We start from the raw sequence: 21,891 nt of genomic DNA on the forward strand, positions 1-21,891 counted from the left end.
TCAACCATGTATGATCCGCCAAAGATCAATTCCGTTGCGCCGGCAACGGCCGTAACGCAAGGTGGGCAAAGAGGCAACATGATGAAACGATCCCTGCTTTGCGCCCTGATGCTCGCTTTTTCCGCCTTGCCGGCGGGCACAGCGAGCTTGGTAAAGACATATAGCTACTTCAGCATCGGCGGCAGAACGCTCGATGATATCGGAACCCAGCTTACGAAACTCGGGCCCCAGGTGAAAAGCACGGGGATGCGGCATCCAGGCGCCACACAGATGGCGTTCACCACCCGCGTCAGCTACGCGGAAAAATCGAATTCCTGCCGGATTGCCGACGCCAACGTCACCGTCAAGGTCAAGGTGATCCTTCCCGAATGGCGCCGCTCGGGCAAGGCCGATGCGGGCGTAAGGCTGTTCTGGGACACGTTGTCGGCCGACATCAAGCGCCATGAGGACCGCCATGTCGAAATCGCCAAGAACCATGCCCGCGAACTCGAGGATGCGCTGAAGGCGACCTACCCGCGGAAGAATTGCCAGGAGGCCAAGACCAAGGCTGCGGAAATCGCTGCCGCTATTCTTGCCAAGCACGACCGGGCCCAGGTGCAATTCGATCGCGTCGAAACCATCAATTTCGAAAGTCGCATCTTGCGACTGCTGCGCTATCGCATGGAGCGCATCGAGAAAAGCCGGCTGCCGGGTTAGCTCAGGCCAGATGGTAACGATTTAGGCACCGGCAGGGCCTTCGCCTCGCCTGCTATTGCCACGCCGCTGTTATGCGAAACGCATGCCGGCCGGCGACCCCGCCTGGCGGGATTCGAAGCCCCGTTGCCCTAACGAGGCCCACAGCCCAATTCAGAGGGTCCGATTTCCGGCCTGTCGCCGTCACCGGCGCTTAGTCGGACGACCTCGGCTCTTCCTCTGGAAACGGTGCCGCCGGCGGGCGGACGGAGTGGATCGATTGACAGATCTGTCAGCGAAGCGGCCACGGCGCCGATAGAGGCGCCGTCTCACTTTTCTCCTGCGTGCCCCACGTCTGCATTTGACATCCCCAAGCCGGGCTACCGTATATCCGTGATGTCTCAATAATGTACCGAGGCCAGACGGCTGCCGTAAGCTCCTTGCACTGGCCCTCATTGCGTCTTACGTTTGGCGCATCGATTAAGTAAGGGTATGATAATGCCAGAGACTGCAACCCTGTCCTCGAAGTTCCAGATATCGATCCCCAAGGCGATCCGGACCGCCCAGCATTGGGAAGCGGGTTTGACCTTTGCCTTCATCCCGAAGGGAACGGGCGTGCTACTCGTCCCTGTGCCGAAGCGGGAAGCGCTGAAGGGGCTGGCGAAGGGCGCTTCGGCGACGGAATATCGCGACCGGTCGGACCGTTTGTGATGGTGCTCGTCGATACCTCGGCTTGGATCGAATGGCTGATAGGCTCTCCAACGGGAGAGCAGGTGGCCGAGCATCTGCCCGAGCAAGCCGACTGGCTCGTTCCGACCATGGTGCAGTTGGAACTCGCAAAATGGCTCACTCGCGAAGTAGGCGAAGACAAAGCCGATCAGACCATCGCCTTTACGCAGGTCTGCACGGTGGCCCCGCTTGACACGGAAATCGCCCTCGCGGCCGCCGAAGCCTGCCGGAAGCACAAATTGGCGACCGCAGATGCGATCATTTTCGCAACCGCTCGGGCGCATGACGCGACGCTCCTGACTTGTGACAAGCATTTCGAGAGCCTGCCAGTCGTCACCCTCATCGAAAAGATCTAGCGCTGACATTGTTGGGCCGCGGGATGATGTCGGCTCCGGCAGCTCACGACCCATTGCTGCCGCTCGCCGAAATCGGCGGCGATGTCCGAGGCTGGCCCCATTGCAGGCCCTGAAAAGCTCGCAAAGCCGAACTTTGCGAGCGACTTAGGATTACGTCAGGAATAAATGACGGGTTGGCGCATTCCGCTCTAGGAAAAGGAATTGGCCGAGCGACCGCTTTCCACCCTGAGCTGCCCTACGCGTCGGGTACCAAGCGTCAGGCTTTCACCACTAGCCGGCGACGCCGAGCTTCTTCTGCAGGCTGGTCGACGAGGTCGTATACTGGAATACGATGCGCTCGCCGGGGCTGACGATGCGCTTGGCTGCCTGCGCCATCAGGGCGACCTCATGGAAACCCGATAGGATCAGCTTCAGCTTGCCGGGATACCAGTTGATGTCGCCGACGGCAAAGATGCCCGGTACCGACGTCTGGAATTTCTCGGTGTCGACCGGGATCATGTTCTCATGAAGATTGAGGCCCCACTCGGCGATCGGTCCGAGCTTCATGGTCAGGCCGAAAAACGGCAGCATCCGCGTGCACGGCACTTCGGTGTCGCCGTCTGGTCCCTTGATGGTCGCAGAGGAGAGCTGGCCGTCCGTGCCGGTCAATCCCGTCACCTGCCCGACCTGGAAATCCAGTTCCTTCATCTCCTGCATGGCGTACATCTTGTTGACGCTGTCGGGCGCCGCGCGGAATTCCGGCCGCCGGTGGACCAGCGTCACGCTCTTGGCCACCGGCTGCAGGTTCAGCGTCCAGTCGAGCGCCGAATCGCCGCCACCGACGATGACGAGGTCGTGGCCGCGGAATTCCTCCATCCGGCGAACCGAGTAGAAGACGCTCTTGCCTTCATAAAGCTCGATGCCCGGAATCGGCGGCCGCTTCGGCTGGAAGGAGCCGCCGCCGGCGGCGATAACCACAACCTTGGCTTCAAACACCTCGTTCTCGTCGGTGACGACGCGAAAGCTGCCGTCCTCGAGCTTTTCGAGGCTTGAGACCATGCGGTTAAAGGTGTAGTCGGGCTTGAACGGCGCGATCTGCTCAAGCAGCTTGTCGACCAAGCCCTGCGCCGAGATCGATGGCCAGCCGGGAATGTCGTAGATCGGCTTTTCCGGATAGAGTTCGGCGCATTGCCCGCCGGGCCGGTCGAGTATGTCGATCAGATGGCATTTCATATCGAAGAGGCCGAGCTCGAACACGGCGAACAAGCCGACAGGCCCCGCCCCGACAATCAATGCGTCCGTCCTGGTGATATCGGTCATGAATGCGCCTTCGATGCGCAGGGCCTCGAAAACCGGAATCGATTTTCGCTGGGGATCATGCGCCAATCACAGTGCTACAGCGCCCTTTGCGCGTCCAAGCGGACGCACGGCGCTGTAGAGAACGGCGCGACACTGCATGACCATTGGCCCGCTGCCAAGCCGGGGCCGGAAAAATCGGCTATAAACCCCGCTTCAGCCTTCACGCCTCAGCCTTGGCGGGCGGGCACGCGCACAACCAGGCCGTCGAGTGCGTCGCGCACCTTGATCTGACAGGAGAGCCGCGAGTTCGGCTGGACGTCGTAGGCGAAGTCCAGCATGTCCTCTTCCATGGCTTCCGGCTCGCCGACCTCCGCCGTCCATGCCTCGTCGACATAGACATGGCAGGTCGCGCAGGCGCAGGCGCCACCACATTCGGCCTCGATCCCCGGCACGGCGTTGCGGATCGCGTTTTCCATGACGGTCGAGCCGTTTTCGGCATCCACGTCAAAATGTGTGCCGTCATGGGCGATGAAGGTCAGCTTGGTCATTTGTCACCTGAAGGGAGTCTCAGCCGAGATAATCACTCCGGCAGACAAGTCAACTGCCGCGCAAAAGCGGCGCTCTATGCCGTTTTTTTCGGAAATGGGTTTAACGGCTGATGGCGGCGACGAAATCGCGGACTTCTTCGATCAGCGAGCCAAGCCGCTTGAGGGTATTGGTATCTTCAGGCTGAAGTTCGATCGCGCTGGCGCAATCGGCAATGGCGAAGGCGCCGATGCCGCGCGCCGAGCCCTTCAGCCCGTGCGCCAGAAGCAGTCGTTGCCTCACATCGGCGTCGACGATCTTGTCGCGAACGGACAGCGCCTGCTGCACGAACAGCGCCAGCACCTCCTGCTCGAGGCTCCGGTCGCCCATCGTCTGGCGCGCGAGATGCGCCAGGTCCACCGGCCGCGACCCGGCCGTTCCCGATACGTCGCCGCCGGGCATCGAGAAGGCAATGCCGTTTTCGCCACGCACGAATCTGCAACTCCATTGTTCGACTGCCGAAAAAAATAGGCGCATCCTGTGGACGGCGGGTTAATGATTGGCCCGGAAAAATGTTGCGATAACGGCGCCGGAATCACAGTTCTGTTAACCTTATATTTAAAGTTTTACGTATCGCGCCGAATGCATGTTTTCTTTACCCCGGTGTGTCATTACGATACGACAGGTCCATTTTCAGCCTCTTGCGTGGGACACGACAAGCAGAATCAATAAGTCCCGCGGCAGCTTGTACAGGGTAGCGAAGGCATGGCGAAGAAAACAACGACGACAAGAACGCTCGATAGCGACGTAGCCAGGGAACTCGAAAAAGCACTTGATATCGACCTGAGCGGGGATGCCGGCGGCGACCTCGACATCGCGGCGTCGATGGAAGACCTGGAAGCGCAGATATCGCAGGCTGCCGACGAGTTGGCACGCGAAGGCCGTAACCAGAATGCCGAGCCTGTCGCCAACCAAGGCCAGAATGCCGAGCCTTTCGCCAACCAGAGCCAGAAGGCGGAGCCTGCCGCCAACCAGGACCAGAAAGCCCAAGACCAGAAAGCAAAGCCCGCGGCAAAGGCCAAGCTGGCTGAACTGCGCCCTGTGGAAATGCGCAATAGCCAGCAGCCGGCCGGTTTCACACCAGCCAATGACCCTCTTCAAAAAGATTACAAAACGCTGCTGCACACCCTCAATCGGCGTGCCTCGAACACGATCTACTGGGTCGTTGCGCTCGTTTCGCTCGCCTGGATCGCGGGTGCCGGTGCGCTGGCCAATCTGCTGTTTGGACCTGGCATCTGGCAAATCCGCACGCCCGACCAGTTTTTCGCCCGTCCTGAACTGATCGGCCTGGCGGTCGCTGCGATCCTACCCGTCCTCCTGTTCTGGGCGTTTGCAGCCATGATTCGCCGCGCCCAGGAAATGCGCATTGCCGCTCAGTCGATGACGGAAGTGGCCTTCCGCCTGACCGAGCCGGAAAATATCGCCCAGGATCGTGTCATGATGATCGGGCAGGCCGTTCGCCGCGAGGTGGCGGCCATGGGTGAAGGCATCGAGCGCACGCTTGCGCGAGCCGTCGAACTCGAAACCCTGGTCCACAGCGAAGTCAACCAGATCGAACGCTCCTACTCGGAGAATGAATCCCGCATCCGTTCGCTTGTCGACGGGCTGGGCAGCGAGCGCGAAGCGGTGGTCACCCACGCCGAACGCGTGCGCGCCTCGATCACCGGCGCGCATGAGACGCTGAAGGACGAAATCGGGGCTGCCAGCGATATCATTCGCGACAGCATTCTCAACGCCTCGACCAACCTGTCGATGACCATCACCAATTCCGGCGACACGCTGATCGACAGGATCAACCAGAGCTCGATGTCGATCTTCGATTCGGTCGAAGGCCGGCTCGAATCGATCACGGACCGGCTGTCGACCTCCGGCGAAGCCTTCGCCAGCCTTCTCGATACGCGCATCGCCAAGCTGACGGACACGACCGACGGCCTCACCCGGTCGCTGACCGATCTGCTCGACGATCGGACCTCCGGCATGGTGTCGCTGCTCGGCGGCGCCGCGCGCACGCTCAACTCCGAATTTGAAGCCAGCCTTAACGGCATTGAGCGGACGCTGGCCGAACGCGGCCAGACGCTGATTAGTGAGTTCCAGACCCGCGCCGAAGCGCTGGACACCGGCACCCAGAAGCTCAACGCCGCGCTCGAGGCCCGTGCACGCCAGATCAACGAGACCCTGGTCGAGCGCGCGCGCGAAATCGCCCACACCTTCCAGGAAAGCAAGGAGACGCTGTCGGCGATGATCGATCAGGGCAAGACCCAGATCGGCGCCGACATGGCCGATATCGTTTCGTCGACCTCGTCCATGCTTGAAGCACGCGCCGGCGATTTCGCCGGGCGCATGGAAGCGGCTCGTCATGTGGTGTCACGCTCCTTCGATGCCGATATCCAGCGGCTTGCCGATGCCCGCGTCGGCATCGAGGAAGCCGTTGAGAACCACAGCCGCAAGCTTTCCGAAAGCCGCGAACGCATGGCGGCGGCAATGCAGGCCGATCTGGCGAAATTCGCCGAAAGCCGCGCCGGCATCGACGCGGCTGTCACCGATCAGGTGCAGAAGCTTGCCGAAGGTCGCAGCCTGATCTCGCGCGCGCTCGAAGAGGATCTGCGCAAGGTCAACGAGTCGCGGGCCACCATCGATGCTTCGCTCGGCAGCCATCTCGAAAGCCTCGAAGAGGGCCGTAACAGGCTTTCACAGGCCTTGAACGAAGACTCCGGAAAACTTGTGCAAGCCCGCACGATCATTGATGAAATGGTTGCCGGCCATGTTGGCAAGCTGGCCGAAGGCCGCAGCATTCTTTCACGCGCTCTCGAGGCCGATCTCGGCAAGCTGGCCGACAGCCGCGCCAGCATCGACGGCCTGGTCGCCGGTCAGGTCGAGAAGATCGCCGAAGGTCGCGCCATCCTCGCCAAGGCGCTGGAAAGCGACATCGTCGGCATCAAGGGTCTCATCGAGAACCATTCCGCCAAACTGGCGGAAGACCGCACCGAGCTTTCGCGTTCGCTTGAAAACGACCTGTCCGGCATCAGGGGCCTGATCGAGCAACATTCGGGCAGGCTCGCCGACGATCGCAGCCTGCTTTCGCAGACGCTCGAGGCTGACCTCGCCAAATTGGCGGACAGCCGGTCGAGCATCGACGGGCTGGTCGCCGGCCAGGTCGAGAAGCTGGCCGAAGGCCGCGACATCCTCAAGCGCGCGCTTGAATCCGATCTCAACACGATCAAAGACGTCATATCGAGCCAGTCGGAAAAGCTGGCGGAAGACCGTGGTCAGCTCTCAAGGGCGTTGGAAATCGACCTGCAGAGCGTGAATGGCCTTATCTCCGATCACATGAACAGGCTCGCAGAGGACCGTTCGACCCTGTCGAAGGCGCTCGAAGACGACCTCGCGAAACTGGCCGAAAGCCGGTCGAGCATCGATGGTCTGGTTACCGGCCAGGTCGAGAAGTTGGCCGAAGGCCGCGACATACTCAAGCGCGCGCTGGAAGCCGATCTCAACACGATCAAGGACGTCATATCAGGTCAGTCCGAAAAGCTGGCGGAAGACCGCTCGACCCTGTCCAAGGCGCTCGAAGACGATCTCGCCAAGCTGGCGGAAAGCCGGTCGAGCATCGACGGGCTGGTTGCCGGCCAGGTCGAGAAGCTAGCCGAAGGTCGCGACATCCTCAGACGTGCGCTGGAAGCCGATCTCAACACGATCAAGGACGTCATATCAAGTCAGTCCGAAAAGCTGGCGGAAAACCGCTCGACCCTGTCCAAGGCGCTCGAAGACGATCTCGCGAAGCTAGCGGAAAGCCGGTCGAGCATCGACGGGTTGGTTGCCGGCCAGGTCGAGAAGCTATCCGAGGGCCGCGACATCCTTAGACGTGCGCTGGAAGCAGACCTCAATACGATCAAGGGTGTCGTCGCCGATCAGTCCCAGCAACTGACCGACAATCGTGCACAGTTTACGTGGGCCCTGGAGGCCGATCTCGGCAGCGTCAACGGTCTTGTAAACAGCCATGCCGAGAAGCTGATCCAGGACCGCTCGATCCTCTCCAAGGCGCTCGAAGACGATCTCGCCAAGCTGGCGGAAAGCCGGTCGAGCATCGACGGGCTGGTTGCCGGCCAGGTCGAGAAACTGGCCGAAGGTCGCGACATCCTCAGACGTGCGCTGGAAGCCGATCTCAACACGATCAAGGACGTCATATCAAGTCAGTCCGAAAAGCTGGCGGAAAACCGCTCGACCCTGTCCAAGGCGCTCGAAGACGATCTCGCGAAGCTAGCGGAAAGCCGGTCGAGCATCGACGGGTTGGTTGCCGGCCAGGTCGAGAAGCTATCCGAGGGCCGCGACATCCTTAGACGTGCGCTGGAAGCAGACCTCAATACGATCAAGGGTGTCGTCGCCGATCAGTCCCAGCAACTGACCGACAATCGTGCACAGTTTACGTGGGCCCTGGAGGCCGATCTCGGCAGCGTCAACGGTCTTGTAAACAGCCATGCCGAGAAGCTGATCCAGGACCGCTCGATCCTCTCCAAGGCGCTCGAAGACGATCTCGCCAAGCTGGCGGAAAGCCGGTCGAGCATCGACGGGCTGGTTGCCGGCCAGGTCGAGAAACTGGCCGAAGGCCGCGACATCCTCAGACGTGCGCTGGAAGCAGACCTGCAGAAAATTGCAGCGAGCCGCAGCGACGTAGACGACATCATCGCCGGCCATGTCGGAAAGCTGGCCGAAGGCCGCGACGCGCTGACCCGTGCGCTGGAGGACGATCTCTCCAAGCTCGCCGACACCCGCAAGGATGTCGACCGTTCGCTGTCCGGCCATATCGACCAGATCGCCGCCAGGAGCACCGATATTTCCGCGGCAATCGCCGCCGACGTCGAAAAAATCGAGCAGGCGTTCAGCCGGCAGACCGGCATCATCGAGGAGCGCGCCGGAACCATGGAGCGCGCGCTGTCGACCGGTGTCGACAACGTCCGCAGCGTGCTCGAAAAGAGCGCCGTCTTCGTTGCGGGAGCGCTGCGTGAAAAGGTCATGGAAGTCACCAGCGCGCTGCATGAGCAGGCGGGTGCTGCGTTCAGCGACGCCGATCGCAAGATCGCCGAACGTGCCGAGCAGACCTCGGCCGCCTTGCTCGCCAGGGCGGAGGATATCGCCCGCACCTTCGAGGAGGCGGATCGCCGCCTCGCCGCACGTGCCGAGGATACGTCGAGCGCGCTCATTGCCCGCGCCGAGGACACATCGAGCACCATCATGGCTCGTGTCGACGATACGTCGAACTCCTTGCTGGCGCGCGCCCAGGAAACGGCCGACCAGCTGGCAGCCCGTGCCAGCGAGATCGCCGGCACATTCGATGCGGCGGACCAGAAGCTGGTTGCCCGCGCGGTCGAAACGGCGCAGTCGTTGGCCGCGCGCGCCGGCGACATCTTGCGCAATTTCGAAGGCGCCGACGAACGGCTCGGCGTGCGCATCGGCGAATCGGCCGAAGCGCTCGCGGCGCGGGCATCCGACCTTGGCCGCATTTTCGATGCTGCCGACCAGCAGCTGATGTCGCGCATTGCCGAAGGTTCGGAAGCGCTGTCGGCCCGCGCATCCGAGATCGGCCGTATCTTCGACGAGGCGGATCACCGTCTGGTGTCCCGCATCGCCGACAGCTCGTCGACGATCGGAGAGCATACCGAGACCATCGTCGGGGCATTTGCCAGCACTGAGCAGCGGGTTGCCGAACGTGCGAGGCTGACCGGTCAGGAACTTGCCGTCCACGCCCGCGAAATCGAGCAGGCGCTGGCCGGCGCCGACGAGCGCCTGGCATCCAGCGCAGCAGCGGCGGCGGCTCGTGTCGAGGAGCAGGTTGCCGGCGTCGAAAACCGTCTCGTCTACACCACCGAGACGATCGGCCAGAAGCTCAACGAGCAGGTTTCGACTGCCGAGGCGCAACTCATTTCGCGCGCCAACGCGATTGCCGAAACCTTCACCGCGGTCGGCCAGCATATCGGCCAGAGCACCAACGACGCGGCGAAGACCATCGGCACCAACACCCGCGAGCTCAACACCATGCTTGCGGCACGTTCGGCCGAGATCTCGAAAATCCTCGACGAAACGGCACGGCCGCTGGTCGAGCGTTTCGCCCAGGGCGGCTCGGAACTGCAAAAGAGCATGGAGGAGGTTACCGAGCGCGCGACCGAGAAGTTGCGCAGCGAAAACGCCGCCTTGGTCGACGCGCTCGCCAGCCGCACCGCCGAAACATTGTCGGCCGTCGAAGGCGCACGCTCGACGCTCGCCGACAGTGTCGCCGATCTCATCGGCCGCATGAGCACCTCGAGCTCGCAGCTCGGTCAGCTGATCGAACAGGCGGCGGCCAATCTCGGCCAGGTCGACGAACGCCTGACCGGCAGCACGCAAAGCTTTGCGGCGACAACGGAAAAAGCCGCGCAGACCTTCGCCAGCTCGGCGCGCCTGGTCGATTCGAACACGACGCGGCTTACCGAATTGTCGTCTTCCACCTTGCGCGAGGTCGCCTCGATCGCCACCAAGTTCGACGAGCACAGCCGTTTATTGTCCAGTGCTTCGGACCTGTTGAGTTCGGCCCAGAGCAACCTCGAACACACACTCGAGAGACAGTCGTCGCTGGAGGACCTCGCCGTCGGCCTGGTCAAGAAGTCGGAGGATCTCGAAAAGGTCATGCGCTCGTTCGAGACGCTGGTCGGCCAGACGTTGCAGAACGCCGAAGGCAAGACGCTGGAGTCGGCGGACAAGATCCGTGCCGCCATTTCCGACGTCGTCGATTCGGCAACGAAGCGCTTCGCCGACGCGACCGAGGAGATGCGGCGCACCGCCGGCTCGATCAAGAGCGAGCTCGACCTCACCCGCGCCGAGCTTAAGAAGGGCGTCATCGAGATGCCGGAAGAGGCAAAGGAATCGACCACGGCCATCCGCCGCGCCGTTTCCGAGCAGATCAACGCGCTGAAGGAACTCTCGGATATCGTTGCGAAATCGGGCCGCAGCACCGACACCTCGGAGCCGCGCAACCTGCGCCCGGCACCGCAAGCGCCTGTCGCGCGCGCCGCTGAGCCGCAGCGCCGTCCTCCAGCCCCGCAACCGGAGCCTCGCGCCCCGCAGGCGCCGTCGGGTGACACCGCACTGCGTGGCACGCTCGACCTGGAACGCCCGGCTGAGACCGCGCCGCGCCAGCGCGACCCCAATGGCCGTACGCCGCAAGGCGGCTGGGTGCGCGATCTCTTGACCGGGGCATCGCGCGAAGAGGCCGCCAAGCCCGCGCCGTCGGAAGCGCCACGCTCGGCCCCTGCCCAGCGCTCACCGCTTCATGTCGTGGAGTCACTCAACTCGCTTTCCGTCGATATCGCCCGCGCCATCGATCACGATGCCTCGATCGAGTTGTGGAACCGCTACCGGCGCGGCGAGCGTGACGTGTTCACGCGGCGTCTCTACACGCTGAAGGGCCAGCAGACTTTCGATGAGATTCGCCGCAAATATCAGATGGAGGCGGAGTTCCGTGCCGCCGTCGACCGTTACTGCGATGATTTCGAAAAGCTGCTCAAGGACGTGTCGCGCAACGACCGCGACAACATGATGGCGCAGACCTACCTGACGTCAGACACCGGCAAGGTCTACACGATGCTGGCGCATGCCAGCGGCCGCCTGCATTGATCAGGCGATAAACGAAACGAAAAAAGGCGGGAGATTTTCCCGCCTTTTTTCATGCTGTGCCGACGTCCTCGGGATGATGCTCTATTGATTGATCTCCGGCTCGACGAGCCTTGCCAGGTTTCGCAGCGACTCCTGCCAACCGAGATAACAAGCCTCAGCTGGAATGACGTCCGGAACACCTGCCTGCGTGATATCCAGCTCCGTGCCGACCGATACTTTCTTCAAGATCACTGTCACCTGCATCTCACCGGGCAAGTTAGGATCGTCGAACTTGTCCGTATAGCGCAGGCGTTCGCCAGGAACGAGCTCGACATATTCACCGCCAAACGCGTGGCTTTTGTCCGTTGTGAAGTTGCGAAACGACATTTTGAATGTGCCGCCGACTTTGGGTTCCAGATGATAGACCGTGCAGGTAAAGCCGTTGGGCGGTAGCCATTTCGCAAGCGCGTCCGCCTCAAGGAATGCGCGATAGACTTTTTCTGGGCTGGTTGCCAGAACGCGGTGCAGGCGTACGGTACTGGGCATATCATCTATCCCTATGGTTGGAGTGTCGATCCATGCCAAGGACGAACGCGGCTTGACCGATCCGACAACAAGTTAGGATTTTTTGGAACCGGGGCCGCAGACCTTCATGTTGGCGACTGCTATCGGACCCGTTGCAGACATGAGACCGCGATCACGTTTGAGGCCAACGCTTCTTCGGTGTTTGTGCGGCCAAGGCAATGGTTTCCTCGCCACGTTCGCGAATATCGATCACATGACGGGCGGAAAACGGTAACTCAATCCCACTCCAAAGCTCATCATTCTGAGCAACTGCATACGGATCGTTATTGAGGACCCCCAAGTAGGCTCCGTCGATCCGCTCGCGCACCAGCACCCACATGCGCTCTACGGCGACGGGTTCATTCTCATCATCGACCGAAATTCGAAAGATCAGTTTCGCGTGATCTCCCAGTTGCAATCCTTCTCGTTCATGCGAATCGGGTATCCAGAATGTGTCCGGCGACGCCTGACGATATTCCTCGCCATCATCCAGGCACCACCCGTCCAATTGGAAATCCGGTTCACGCATTGCTCTATCTTAGCGGCCACATGGATGTCGGGAAACCACCCGAAACCGACTGTCGTCGACTACCGAGTTTTCGCACGGTGGTCGCAATCAAAGGAACCTGTTGACCATCATGCCGCCGCCAAGTAGCTGCGCCCGGCGTCCCTGGCTGTGTCAGATCACCGAATCGGTCCAGCGAACGATGTCCTTGGCGGCGTCGCCGAACGCAGCGTCGAGCGCGCCGACATAGGCCTGATTGCCGCTGCCCGAGACGGGCGCGCTCGCGGTAAAGCTCTTTGAGGCGCGTACCTCGCCATTGCGGTCGTTCAGTATCCGCACGAACAGGTCGACCTCGGCATGCTCGCCGCCGTCGACCCGGACTTCGAAGGCACGGACCTCGACGATCACCTGGTAGTCGATCGCCAGCCCCTCGCCCGGCTTGCCGACACCGGCGAAGCTGCCCGAGCGCTGGAATGTCTCGGCCAACCGCGCCTGCACGATCAGCGGCAGCCGATCGGCCCATTGCGCGCCCTTGAGGTACTGGATCGAACGCACGGTCGGCTTGATGACGATGTTCTGGCTGTCCAGCGCCTTGAGCGCGGAAGGCTGGGCGATGAGAATCTGGCGGCGGCTGTGGCCGCGCGCATCGAGCGGCGGTGCCGACAGTTCGAATGTGTCCAGGGGCGCCGGCCCGCCGCCCGGCAAAAACGCGCAACTGGCTAGCGAAAGCGTAAGCAGTGCCACTCCCGCTTTGAGCCCGCCCGATTTGACCCCGCCCAATTTAAGCACGACCGACTTCACACGCGATCCCCGTTGTCCCCGAATCGTATGAGCAATCCGCATCCGTAGCGCACTTGCCTGCTGTTCTTGGGGCGGGCGAAAGCCGAAGTCAACGCCGCACCCTGCCGTCGAATTGCCGGACCTCGCCTTCGCCGCCTGACAGGATCCGCTGCGGATTGCGGCTGAGATCCGTCACCGCCTCTTCAATGCGGGTGATCGAACGGCGGCTGTCCTGGACCAGCGCTTCGACATTCTGCAGGCCCTGACCTGAGAATCGCGCCAGATTGTCGGTGATGGTGCCGAGGCGGGCGTTCAGCGTGTCGGCGACCTGCTTGAACGATCTCAGCGTATTCCTGGCATCGGCTATCATGCCGTCGGCCTGGCCCGAGCCGAGCAATGTATCGACCTTGGCGAGGATGCCGTCGACACGCACCGAAGCGTCGTTGAGGCGCTCCGCGAGCTGCTGCGCGTCCTTGATCGTCTGGTCGATATCGTCGGCCCGGTTAGCGAATTTGTTGGTCACCTTGGCGATGTCGGCGGCAGCCTCGTTGGCGTTTTCGCTGGCCTTCTGGATGTTGGCCAGCGCGGTGCGAACCTGTGCCGGATCGATGCCGTCGAGAACGCCGTCGACCTTGGCCAGCGTGCCTTGCGTCCTTTGGGCGAAATCGTTGATCGATCCCACCGCGGTGTCGACATTCCTAACGACCCTGTCGAATTGCTTGCTGGTTTCCTTCAGGTTCGTGGTCACCGTATCGACGTTGGCGACGATGCTCTTGATCTGGTCCTCGTCGACGGCGTTGAGCAGCCCTTCCGCCGCCTTCAACGTGCCGTCGAGCTTGCCTGAGACGCCCCTCAACTCGTCCGACAGCGAACTGACGCTGGCGAGGAATTTGTCGATGCCGTCGGAATTCTTGGCCAGCGCATCGGAGAAGGTCTGCACGTTGTTGACCGTCTGCGTCAGCGGCCCGCGAACGTCCTTGGTAAAGCCTTCGAGCTGGGTGAGAACCGTATCGGCGCGGGTGAAGATGTTCTGCGCCGTCTGCAACAGGTTGGTGACCGCCGACGGATTGGCGACGATCTCGGCGACCTTGCCCTCCGCTTCCGCCTGGTCGAGAAGCTTCGCTTCCTTGGGGTCGGCGCCCTTGAGTTCGATATTGGCCTGGCCGGTGAGGCCGGCAAGGCCGATATCGGCCTGAGTCGATTTGGTGATCGGCGTCATGCGGTCTATTTCGGTGTCGGCGATGGCGGCGGTCGGATTGTCGACGTCGATATAGACGCGCCTGACATCCCCAACCCTGACGCCGTTGAACAGCACGAAACTGCCGCGACCGAGGCCGGAAGCCGATCCCGGAATGCGCACCCGCAGCATCGCCGTCTCACCCCTGTCGCCAATCGCGGCCGTCCAATAGACGAACGCGAATGCCGCCAGGATCGCGGCTAGCGTGAAAATGCCGACAATGACGTAGTTGGCTCTGGTTTCCATTTACCCACTTATGGCTATGCGCGCGCCGCAAGATCAAGTTGCCGCGCACGTTTTCCGCGGAAATAGGATTTCACCCAGGGTTCCTCGCTTCTGAGCATGTCGTTGATCGTGCCTTCGACCAGCACTTTCTTGTTGCCGAGCACGGCCACCCGGTCACAAGCGGTGAACAGCGTGTCGAGATCGTGCGTGACCATGTATACGGTCAGATCCATAGTATCGCGCAGCTTGACGACCAGTTCGTCGAACTCAGCCGCGCTGATCGGATCGAGGCCGGATGTCGGTTCGTCGAGGAACACGATGTCGGGGTCGAGCGCCAGCGCGCGCGCCAGCGCCGCACGCTTGATCATGCCGCCGGAAAGCTCGGACGGGAATTTCTGCGCCGCATCCGGCGGCAACCCGACCAGTTCGACCTTGAGCATCGCCAGCTCGTCCATCAGCTTTCTGGGCAGATCGAGATATTCGCGCATCGGCACCTGCACGTTCTCAAGAACCGTGAGCGCCGAAAACAGCGCGCCGTGCTGAAAGAGGACGCCAAGGCGCATGTCGATGCGAAGACGCTCCCTCTCGCTCGCCTTTTCGACATCGACGCCGAACAGCTTGATCGTTCCCGACTGTTTGTGCACCAGGCCAAGGATGGTGCGCAGGAGAACCGACTTGCCGGCGCCGGAGGCGCCGACAAAGCCGAGGATCTCGCCGCGCCTGATATCGAGCGACAATCTGTCGAGAATGACCTTGTCGCCGAAGGATACGGTGATGTCGTGCGCGGAAAGCACGATCTCATCTTCGCTGGCCCCTTCCGCAACCCCAGTCGCCTTTGTGCTGCCTTGCGTCGCCATGTCAGAACTCGATCGCCGCGTAGAACATGGCGAAAAGCCCATCGAGGATGATGACCACGAAGATCGACTTCACCACCGAAGCGGTCACGTGCTGTCCCAGCGATTCGGCGCTGCCGCCAACCTTCATGCCTTCGACCGACGCGATCGTGCCGATGATCATGGCCATGAACGGCGCCTTGATCAGCCCGGCAAAGATGGTGCTGAGATCGATAGCGACGCGCAACCGGTCGATGAACGCGGCCGGTGCGATGTCGGAATAGAGCCACGCCGCCGCAATGCCGCCGCCAAGTGCGGCGAAATTGGCGATGATCGTCAGGCAAGGCAGCGCGATCACCAGCGCGACCAGCCGCGGAAACACCAGCACCCCGATCGGATTGAGCCCGATGACCTTCAGCGCGTCGACCTCCTCGCGCATTTTCATCGAGCCGATTTCAGCCGTGATGGCGCTGCCCGAACGGCCGGCGATCATGATCGCGGTCATCAGCACGCCGAGTTCGCGCAGGATCAGCACGCCGACCAGATCGACGACGAAGATATCGGCGCCGAAATAGCTGAGCTGGTAGGCGCCTTGCTGGGCGACGATCGCGCCGACGATGGCCGACATCAGCACGACCACCGGGATGGCGCCGACGCCCATGCGATCGATCTGGTTGAAGATCGCCGCCGGATTGACCGCATGGCCGCGGCCGAGCTTCATCTGCGAGCCGCGTATAGTGGCGCCCAATATGTTCATCGAGGACAGGAAATCGTCGCGCATTTCATAGACGCGCCGGCCAACCGCCTCGAGCGCGCGAATGATGATGTTGGGCGGCTTTGCGCCGCCGGAATCGGGCTCGCGCCGAACTGCGTCGCCAACGGCGCCGAGCAGGATCGAGGCGATCTCGCTTTGCCCTTCCAGCCTGATCTCGACGCCTTTCTTTTCGAACGCGCTGACCAGGCGGTCGATCAGCCAGGCCCCGGCGGTATCCATCTTCTCGATATGCGAGAGGTCGAGCGCTAGCGTCTGGAAACCGCTGCGCTTCTCAATCTTGCGCATATCGGCGTCGACCAGCGTCACGGTGCGCGTCGTCCAGTTTCCGGAGAAGGCGCAGCCCAGAACGCCGCCCTCCTCACCGACCGCGACGCGCGGCTGATGGTCGGCCTCCCTGGCGGTCTTGCCGCTTGCGAAGCGTTTGCGGATGGTCAACATGGCGTCCTGTTTAGCCTGACGGGCCAATCTGTTTAACCTGACGGAACCCACCTGTCGATTTGCCGACAAGCTCGTTGTCGCACAGCCGGAGCAGAAAAATATGGCGCGTGTCATTTCGGTCGAGTCCGAGCGCTTTCCCATCGCCGGAACCTTCACCATTTCGCGCGGCTCGAAGACCGAGGCCGAGGTGATCGCTTGCACGATCAGCCAAGCCGAGCATAGCGGGCGCGGCGAATGCGTCCCCTACAGGCGCTACGGCGAGACCATGGACGGTGTTCGCGATGCAATCGAGGCGATGCGGGAGCAGATTGAAGGCGACATCAGCCGGGCCGCGCTGCTCGACGCCATGCCGGCAGGTGCGGCGCGCAACGCCATCGACTGCGCGCTGTGGGACCTGGAGGCAAAGATCACAGGCAAGCCGGTCGCCACCAGCATCTGCGCGGCTCCGCCGAGGGCGATCGAGACGGCCTACACGCTGTCGCTCGGCGAGCCCGAAGCGATGGCGGCGCAGGCCCGCGCCAATGCCGCGCGGCCGCTGCTCAAGGTCAAGATCGGCGGCGACAACGATATGGCCCGTATCCGCGCAGTAAGAGAGGCAGCACCGGCGAGCCGCATCATACTGGACGCCAATGAGGGCTGGACGGACGACAATGTCATTGCAAACCTGGCCTTTGCCGCCGAGCACGGCATCGCGCTGATCGAACAGCCGCTGCCTGCGGGCCGTGACGGCATCCTTCGCCACATCGCGCATCCGGTGCCGATCTGCGCCGATGAAAGCGTGCATGAGGCAGAGGGCCTTGCCTCGCTTGTCGGCCTCTACGATGCCGTCAACATCAAGCTCGACAAGTCTGGCGGCTTGACCGCAGCCCTCGTCCTTCGCGACCGCGCCCGTGAACTGGGTTTTGGCGTCATGGTCGGCTGCATGGTCGGCACGTCGCTTGCCATGGCGCCGGCCGTGCTGTTGGCGCAGGATGCCGATTTCGTCGATCTCGACGGTCCGCTGCTGCTTGCCCGCGACCGTGTTCCCGGTCTCGTCTACCAAGGTTCGCTGGTGTCACCGCCCGATACGGCGCTGTGGGGCTGAACGCGCTGCAAATCCGATCAGCGCCAAGCCGATCAGAGCGATCGGGATCATGGCAAAAAACCCATCCACGCCGAAGCGGTCATAGAGAGGGCCGGACATGAGCGTCACCACGGCCGTGAAAAAGCCGTTGGAGAAATAGGCGATGCCTTGAGCGGCCCCGGTGCGTTCCTCCGCGACCGTCTCGCCGATCATTTTTTGCAAGCCGATCAGGACCAGCGCCACGGAAACCGCGTGCAGCGTCTGGACTGCGAAAAATCCGGCAACCCCAAGGCCGAGCGGCCAGACCAAGGGGAAGGCAATCCAGCGCACGATCGCGCCTATTCCGGCCATCACCATGATCGACACGACCGAGAAGGAGCCGAAAACCCGGGTGAAGATCATGAACATGCCGATCTCGGCCACCACACCCCAACCCCAAAGCAGCCCGACAACCTGATCGCCGATGCCGATCGATTTCCAGTAGATCGACACGAAGCCGTAGAGAAATGCGTGGCTGGCGGTGATGACGCCGACGCCGATGGAGAAATACAGGAAATAGGCGTTGAGGAGTTTTGGTGCCGATTGCTGAATGTCGGTCGCCGAAAGCGGCGAGGCACGGCGGGGGCGGCCGAGCCGCGGCGCGATCAGTCCGACGACAAGTGCAGCGCCAAACGCCACGAAAATGATCATCGGAACAGCCTGGGCGCCGGTCCGCGACAGGATGAAACCGCCCGCAAGGTTTGCGCACAGATAGGAGATCGATCCCCATTTGCGCATGCTTGCATAGTTGGAGCCGAAGCGGCGCACCCCGGATAGCGCCAGCGAATCGGCGATCGGCGAATGCGGCGTCCAGACGACAGCGAGCGCTAGCGAGACGGCCAGCACAATGGCGTAGGTCGGCGTCAGGAAATAACCCGCGGACAGCGCCAGTGATGCGGCCATCAGCGCGACATAGACCTGGGCGCGGTCGCTCGCCCTGTCGGCCAATGCCGTAAGCAATGGCGTCGTCACCACGCGCAGGAACATTGGTGCTGCGAGAATGACCGCTATCTGCTCGGCATCAAAACCCTTCGCCTGCAGCCACAGCGGAAAATATGGCAAATGCGTCCCGAGCGGCACGAAAAGCGTGAAGAAAATCAGGCCCATGCGCAGTTCGAAATGACGCGGCTTGACGAGCTGTTCGGGCGAAAGCGGTGGCAGGGAGGACATCAGCAGGCAATCCGGCGGCGCGGCGTTCGGCTGAGTCGGCTTGCAGCGCACGCAATCTCATAACATGCTGAAAAAGTCGGCGGAACCGCGTGGACTAATCGATTAGAGCGAGTTGAGGTCGGGTTTGGTCACGCCGCCTGGACTGCCCTGCCCTTGATGTCGATCGGCACCAGCACCTCGCCGCCGACCGGCGCCTCCGGCAGGACATGCGCCCAGTGCAGGATCTCCATCTGGCCGTCGAAATGCTCGACCACCGCGGTGCAGCTCTCCACCCAGTCGCCGGTGTTGATGTATTGCACATCCTCGTAGTTTTCGATCGCGGCATGGTGGATGTGACCGCAGATCACGCCGTCGACATGCGAACGGCGCGCTTCCTCGGTCAGCATGGTCTGGAACGATCCGATGAAATTCACCGCCTTTTTGACGTTGACCTTGGCCCAGGACGAAAACGACCAGTAAGGCAGGCCAAGCAGTTGGCGAAGCCGCGTCACCACGCGGTTGACGAGCATGGCCCCGTCATAGGCGTAGTCGCCGAGATAGGCGAGCCAGCGCGCATTGTGGACGACGGTATCGAACTGGTCGCCATGGATGACAAGAAAACGTTTGCCGTCGGCGGTCTCGTGGGTGGCGCGATCGGCGACGACGATGCCGCCGAAATGCACGCCCTGGAACTGGCGCGCGAACTCGTCGTGATTGCCGGCGATGTAGGTGATGCTGGCGCCCTTGCGTGCCTTGCGCAGCAATTTCTGGACGACGTCATTGTGGCTCTGTGGCCAGTGCCAGCTCCGTCTCAGCCGCCAGCCGTCGACGATATCGCCGACGAGATAGATGATATCGGCGTCGTGATGGCGCAGGAAATCGATCAGGAACTCAGCCTTAGCAGCCTTCGATCCGAGATGGACGTCGGAGATGAACATGCTGCGGAAAGTGCGGGGCTCTGCGCCAGGCATGGGATTCTCACCGTTGCTTTCGCGTTGGCTATGCCCCGATTCATGCAACAACCGTATGACGGTTGCGATTGGTCCAGCCAAAGGGCTAGTTTGCCGCGCAAATCAGAGGAGAAATCGCCATGGATCTCGGTATACGCGGAAAAAAGGCCATCGTCTGTGCTTCGGGCAAGGGCCTTGGGCGGGGCTGCGCCATGGCGCTGGCCGAGGCCGGCTGTGATCTGGTCGTCAATGGGCGCAACGCCGACCAACTGGCAAAGACCGCCGCCGAACTGCGCGAAAGATTTGGCGTCAAGGTGACCGAGATCGTCGGCGACGTGTCGAAGCGCGAGGTGCAGAAGGCGCTGCTTGCCGCCTGCCCCGATCCCGATATCCTCGTCAACAACAATGGCGGACCGCCGTTTCGCGATTTCCGCGAGCTCGACCGCGAAAAGATTCTCGAAGGCGTCACCCAGAACATGGTGACCCCGGTCGAACTGGTTCAGGCTGTGATCGACGGCATGGCCGAGCGCGGCTTCGGCCGCATCGTCAACATCACCTCGCTGTCGGTCTATGTTCCCATTCCGGGCCTCGATCTGTCGTCCGGCGCACGCGCCGGCCTGACGTCGTTCCTTGCCGGCGTGGCGCGGACGGTGATCGACCGCAATGTGACGATCAACAACATGCTGCCGGGCAAGATCGACACCGACCGGCTGCGCCCCCCGCACGAAGCCGGCACTCCCGAAGATCCGGCTGCCGCCGCCGCGCGCAAGACCGAGGCAGCAGCCAACGTTCCGGCCAAGCGGCTCGGCACGCCAGAGGAATTCGGCCAGATCTGCGCCTTCCTGTGCTCGGTCCATGCCGGCTACCTGACCGGGCAGAACATACCGGTCGACGGCGGCGCCTATGTCAGCGCGTTCTGATCGCGCGGCGCAGGGAGCGGCCAGTATGACACTGTTGGTGCGGCTGCTGCTCCCGCAGGACACATAAACGACCCTTCATGGTTCATCCCTCCGGGCGACCGAGAAACCGCTTTACAGCGTCGAGGAACACACCGCGCCCTGCGGCCTCGCGGTCGAGATGGACGAAGTGGGTGGCTTCCGGGATGTCCAGACGTTCCGCTTTTGGTGCTTCGTCTACGATTGTCTTCGCATCCTCCGGCCGGCTCCAGAAATCCCGTCCGGAGCGGATGATGAGCACTGGCATGGTGAGTGCCGCGGCAGACCATTGCCGGCGATCGAATGCCAGTTCGAAGCTGTCGGCCATGGCGCCGCTCGGTGACCGGAAACTCGGCGGCTGGCGCGTCGACGCCGTCTCGTCGGAGGCGAGTGCCGCATCACCATAGGCTGCCGTCACCGCGGGGTCGCGCCACTGAGCCTTGTCCGCGACCGGGATGCTGTCGTCCCAGGCGTTGAATAGGGTCGCACGTGTATTCAGCCGATAACCGCCGAACGATTGGATACTAAACGTCCCAGACCGGTCGGGATTTTCAAGCGGCGAGCCGGTACCAAGGGTGGGATGCCGGTCTGAGCCTCCATACAGGGTGTTGTAGAGGACGAGCCGATCAACCGTCTGCGGAAACCGGCTGGCATAGGCGCCGGCCCAATGCCCGCCGGTGGCCCAGCCGACGAGGCTGACCCTTGAAACGTCGCTCCATTTGGCGATGGCGTCGACCGTTGCGGAAATATCCGCCACGACGTCTTCGGTGCGGATCAGAGGAGCGGACTGGTCGGGCGGCCTGTTCATGGCCGCAGGGCGGCTCGATGCGCCGTAGCCGCGAATATCCAGGACATAGACAAGATGCCCGTCAGCCGCGAGGTCGGCGGCAAGCGATCCGCCCGCAACGGGCAGATCGAAGGACGCAACGCCGGGCACGCGTGCGCCATGGATGAGGAGGACGGCGGAGTTGGCTTCGGACGCTGCGCCAGGACGGCGCACCTCCCGGACGAAGAGGCGCTCGCCCGTCCGAAGTTCGACGAACCTGTCGACCCGGACGAGATCCGGCTCTCCTGCCGATGCTGGAGCGGCGGCCATCATGGCTGCTGTGAGCACGAGGGGGAGGACGGTAAAGTGGGACATCATGATATCTCCGG

General features: G+C 62.3%; 18 protein-coding genes. 6 read left to right on the forward strand and 12 right to left on the reverse strand.

The window, feature by feature from the left end:
• Positions 1 to 78 precede the first annotated feature (78 nt).
• From CIT25_RS15145 to CIT25_RS15155, 3 genes are all read left to right on the forward strand, one after another.
• On the forward strand, positions 79 to 696 hold the full coding sequence (locus CIT25_RS15145; RefSeq protein WP_167391062.1) for a DUF922 domain-containing Zn-dependent protease: 618 nt from the start codon (positions 79 to 81) through the stop codon (positions 694 to 696).
• Between the two features lie 468 nt (positions 697 to 1,164).
• A complete protein-coding gene (locus CIT25_RS15150; RefSeq protein WP_280953365.1) occupies positions 1,165 to 1,383 on the forward strand; it encodes an AbrB/MazE/SpoVT family DNA-binding domain-containing protein in 219 nt (72 codons plus the stop codon).
• Positions 1,383 to 1,757: a type II toxin-antitoxin system VapC family toxin gene (locus CIT25_RS15155; RefSeq protein WP_095485336.1), complete on the forward strand. Its 375-nt coding sequence runs from the start codon at positions 1,383 to 1,385 to the stop codon at positions 1,755 to 1,757. Before CIT25_RS15150 ends, CIT25_RS15155 begins: the two co-directional genes overlap by 1 nt.
• A gap of 270 nt (positions 1,758 to 2,027) precedes the next feature.
• On the opposite strand, the gene CIT25_RS15160 is transcribed toward CIT25_RS15155, so the two are convergent.
• From CIT25_RS15160 to CIT25_RS15170, 3 genes are all read right to left on the reverse strand, one after another.
• Positions 2,028 to 3,056, reverse strand: coding sequence for an NAD(P)/FAD-dependent oxidoreductase (locus CIT25_RS15160; RefSeq protein WP_095485576.1), 1,029 nt, complete (start codon positions 3,054 to 3,056; stop codon positions 2,028 to 2,030).
• 206 nt (positions 3,057 to 3,262) lie between these two features.
• A complete protein-coding gene (locus tag CIT25_RS15165; protein ID WP_006334837.1) occupies positions 3,263 to 3,583 on the reverse strand; it encodes a 2Fe-2S iron-sulfur cluster-binding protein in 321 nt (106 codons plus the stop codon).
• Between the two features lie 100 nt (positions 3,584 to 3,683).
• A complete protein-coding gene (locus tag CIT25_RS15170) occupies positions 3,684 to 4,052 on the reverse strand; it encodes an Hpt domain-containing protein (RefSeq protein WP_095485577.1) in 369 nt (122 codons plus the stop codon).
• 273 nt (positions 4,053 to 4,325) lie between these two features.
• Here CIT25_RS15170 and CIT25_RS15175 point away from each other — a divergent pair, with 273 nt between their 5' ends.
• On the forward strand, positions 4,326 to 11,264 hold the full coding sequence (locus CIT25_RS15175) for a kinesin (protein WP_095485337.1): 6,939 nt from the start codon (positions 4,326 to 4,328) through the stop codon (positions 11,262 to 11,264).
• Between the two features lie 81 nt (positions 11,265 to 11,345).
• Here the strand turns inward: CIT25_RS15175 and CIT25_RS15180 are convergent, their stop codons facing one another.
• The 6 genes from CIT25_RS15180 to CIT25_RS15205 form a co-directional block, all read right to left on the reverse strand.
• A complete protein-coding gene (locus tag CIT25_RS15180) occupies positions 11,346 to 11,789 on the reverse strand; it encodes an SRPBCC family protein (RefSeq protein ID WP_029352946.1) in 444 nt (147 codons plus the stop codon).
• Positions 11,790 to 11,940: 151 nt separating this feature from the next.
• On the reverse strand, positions 11,941 to 12,336 hold the full coding sequence (locus CIT25_RS15185) for a DUF2314 domain-containing protein (protein ID WP_095485338.1): 396 nt from the start codon (positions 12,334 to 12,336) through the stop codon (positions 11,941 to 11,943).
• 150 nt (positions 12,337 to 12,486) lie between these two features.
• A complete protein-coding gene (locus CIT25_RS15190; protein ID WP_185928242.1) occupies positions 12,487 to 13,155 on the reverse strand; it encodes an ABC-type transport auxiliary lipoprotein family protein in 669 nt (222 codons plus the stop codon).
• Positions 13,156 to 13,201: 46 nt separating this feature from the next.
• Positions 13,202 to 14,575, reverse strand: a complete 1,374-nt coding sequence (locus CIT25_RS15195) for an MlaD family protein (protein WP_095485340.1) — start codon at positions 14,573 to 14,575, stop codon at positions 13,202 to 13,204.
• Positions 14,576 to 14,589: 14 nt separating this feature from the next.
• Positions 14,590 to 15,411, reverse strand: coding sequence for an ABC transporter ATP-binding protein (locus CIT25_RS15200; protein WP_095485341.1), 822 nt, complete (start codon positions 15,409 to 15,411; stop codon positions 14,590 to 14,592).
• 1 nt (position 15,412) lies between these two features.
• Positions 15,413 to 16,600 (reverse strand): ABC transporter permease, encoded by a 1,188-nt coding sequence (locus tag CIT25_RS15205; RefSeq protein WP_095485342.1) that lies wholly within the window; start codon positions 16,598 to 16,600, stop codon positions 15,413 to 15,415.
• A gap of 100 nt (positions 16,601 to 16,700) precedes the next feature.
• On the opposite strand from CIT25_RS15205, the gene dgcA reads away from it, so the two are divergent.
• Complete coding sequence (gene dgcA / locus CIT25_RS15210; protein WP_095485343.1) at positions 16,701 to 17,684, forward strand: N-acetyl-D-Glu racemase DgcA; 984 nt, start codon at positions 16,701 to 16,703, stop codon at positions 17,682 to 17,684.
• On the opposite strand, the gene CIT25_RS15215 is transcribed toward dgcA, so the two are convergent.
• The gene (locus CIT25_RS15215) at positions 17,655 to 18,872 is read right to left on the reverse strand and encodes an MFS transporter (protein ID WP_095485578.1); all 1,218 of its coding nucleotides are present in this window, start codon (positions 18,870 to 18,872) and stop codon (positions 17,655 to 17,657) included. The two genes, dgcA and CIT25_RS15215, sit on opposite strands and share 30 nt — an antisense overlap.
• A gap of 128 nt (positions 18,873 to 19,000) precedes the next feature.
• Positions 19,001 to 19,822 (reverse strand): UDP-2,3-diacylglucosamine diphosphatase, encoded by an 822-nt coding sequence (locus CIT25_RS15220; RefSeq protein ID WP_095485344.1) that lies wholly within the window; start codon positions 19,820 to 19,822, stop codon positions 19,001 to 19,003.
• Between the two features lie 119 nt (positions 19,823 to 19,941).
• Between CIT25_RS15220 and CIT25_RS15225 the strand changes: the two genes are divergently transcribed.
• Positions 19,942 to 20,721, forward strand: a complete 780-nt coding sequence (locus CIT25_RS15225; protein WP_095485345.1) for an SDR family oxidoreductase — start codon at positions 19,942 to 19,944, stop codon at positions 20,719 to 20,721.
• An 82-nt stretch (positions 20,722 to 20,803) separates the two neighbouring features.
• Here CIT25_RS15225 and CIT25_RS15230 read toward each other — a convergent pair whose 3' ends face one another.
• A complete protein-coding gene (locus CIT25_RS15230) occupies positions 20,804 to 21,877 on the reverse strand; it encodes an alpha/beta fold hydrolase (RefSeq protein WP_095485579.1) in 1,074 nt (357 codons plus the stop codon).
• Positions 21,878 to 21,891 lie beyond the last annotated feature (14 nt).

It is taken from the genome of Mesorhizobium mediterraneum (assembly GCF_002284565.1).
GTDB classification, from domain to species: domain Bacteria; phylum Pseudomonadota; class Alphaproteobacteria; order Rhizobiales; family Rhizobiaceae; genus Mesorhizobium; species Mesorhizobium mediterraneum.